The sequence below is a fragment of the Streptococcus sp. k-378 genome, from assembly GCF_013277505.1.
Taxonomy (GTDB): domain Bacteria; phylum Bacillota; class Bacilli; order Lactobacillales; family Streptococcaceae; genus Streptococcus; species Streptococcus pseudopneumoniae.
Map to the genome: position 1 here is coordinate 1 of NZ_VMNC01000158.1, position 1958 is coordinate 1958.

A 1958-nucleotide genomic window follows, 5' to 3' on the forward strand; every position below is an offset into this window, starting at 1 on the left:
CATCTCTGTGCCTTTCTTGTGTTTGTGATTGAACAACAAGTATAACACAGAGGTGTTTTCTTATGCCTAGAAGAGCTTTCATTTGACAAGAGGAACCCTTGAAGCAGTTTTGTCAGCTAAACCAAGGCTAATCTTAGCCTTGGCTTGTCAGCCTAACAGCATCAAGCATCTTATCAAATGAAATAGAGGGCTAGCTATAAGCTAGTTGAACCATCTAATTTTTAGGAGGGCTGGGTGGCTAACTTCATTATAGAACTTTCAGTTAAATTTTTACCAAGAATAATTCACAAAAACGTTGTAAAACACTTGCAATTTAGCTGAAATTTGATAAAATAGTAAGGAAAGTTAGACTGTATTGCCTACTGTCTATCTATAAAATATATTTTATTGGAGGCTTTTACTCAAATGGCAAAAGAAAAATACGATCGTAGTAAACCACACGTTAACATTGGTACTATCGGACACGTTGACCACGGTAAAACTACCCTAACTGCAGCTATCACAACTGTTTTGGCACGTCGCTTGCCTTCATCAGTTAACCAACCTAAAGACTATGCGTCTATCGATGCTGCTCCAGAAGAACGCGAACGCGGTATCACTATCAACACTGCGCACGTTGAGTACGAAACTGAAAAACGTCACTACGCTCACATCGACGCTCCAGGACACGCGGACTACGTTAAAAACATGATTACTGGTGCCGCTCAAATGGACGGAGCTATCCTTGTAGTAGCTTCAACTGACGGACCAATGCCACAAACTCGTGAACACATCCTTCTTTCACGTCAGGTTGGTGTTAAACACCTTATTGTCTTCATGAACAAAGTTGACTTGGTTGACGACGAAGAATTGCTTGAATTGGTTGAAATGGAAATCCGTGACCTATTGTCAGAATACGACTTCCCAGGTGACGATCTTCCAGTTATCCAAGGTTCAGCTCTTAAAGCTCTTGAAGGTGACTCTAAATACGAAGACATCGTTATGGAATTGATGAACACAGTTGATGAGTACATCCCAGAACCAGAACGTGACACTGACAAACCATTGCTTCTTCCAGTCGAAGACGTATTCTCAATCACTGGACGTGGTACAGTTGCTTCAGGACGTATCGACCGTGGTATCGTTAAAGTCAACGACGAAATCGAAATCGTTGGTATCAAAGAAGAAACTCAAAAAGCAGTTGTTACTGGTGTTGAAATGTTCCGTAAACAACTTGACGAAGGTCTTGCCGGAGATAACGTAGGTGTCCTTCTTCGTGGTGTTCAACGTGACGAAATCGAACGTGGACAAGTTATTGCTAAACCAGGTTCAATCAACCCACACACTAAATTCAAAGGTGAAGTCTACATCCTTACTAAAGAAGAAGGTGGACGTCACACTCCATTCTTCAACAACTACCGTCCACAATTCTACTTCCGTACTACTGACGTTACAGGTTCAATCGAACTTCCAGCAGGTACTGAAATGGTAATGCCTGGTGATAACGTGACAATCGACGTTGAGTTGATCCACCCAATCGCCGTAGAACAAGGTACTACATTCTCTATCCGTGAGGGTGGACGTACTGTTGGTTCAGGTATGGTTACAGAAATCGAAGCTTAATTCGATTTAGTTCCCAGAAGAACAATTATTTAAGTCAGACACTAAAAGAATCTTGCTTTGCAAGGTTCTTTTTTTCAGATATTGAACTAATACTCAATGAAAATCAAAGAGCAAACTAGGAAGTTAGCTGCAGGCTGCTCAAAACACTGTTTTGAGGTTGTAGATAAGACTGACGAAGTCAGCTCAAAACACTGTTTTGAGGTTGTAGGTAAGACTGACGAAGTCAGCTCAAAACACTGTTTTGAGGTTGCAGATAAGACTGACGAAGTCAGTATCATATACATACGGCAAGGCGAAGCTAATGCGGTTTGAAGAGATTTTTGAAGAGTATGAAATTGAATTGCTTATAAAAAAGC

General features: G+C 41.0%; 2 protein-coding genes. Both read left to right on the top strand.

Features of this window, described 5'->3' with window-relative positions:
• Positions 1-405: 405 nt before the first annotated feature.
• On the top strand, positions 406-1602 hold the full coding sequence (tuf, locus tag HT719_RS11035) for an elongation factor Tu (RefSeq protein WP_001040724.1): 1197 nt from the start codon (positions 406-408) through the stop codon (positions 1600-1602).
• Positions 1603-1698: 96 nt separating this feature from the next.
• Entirely contained in the window at positions 1699-1914 is a 216-nt protein-coding gene (locus HT719_RS11840) for a hypothetical protein (protein WP_240156580.1), read from the top strand.
• Positions 1915-1958: the final 44 nt, after the last annotated feature.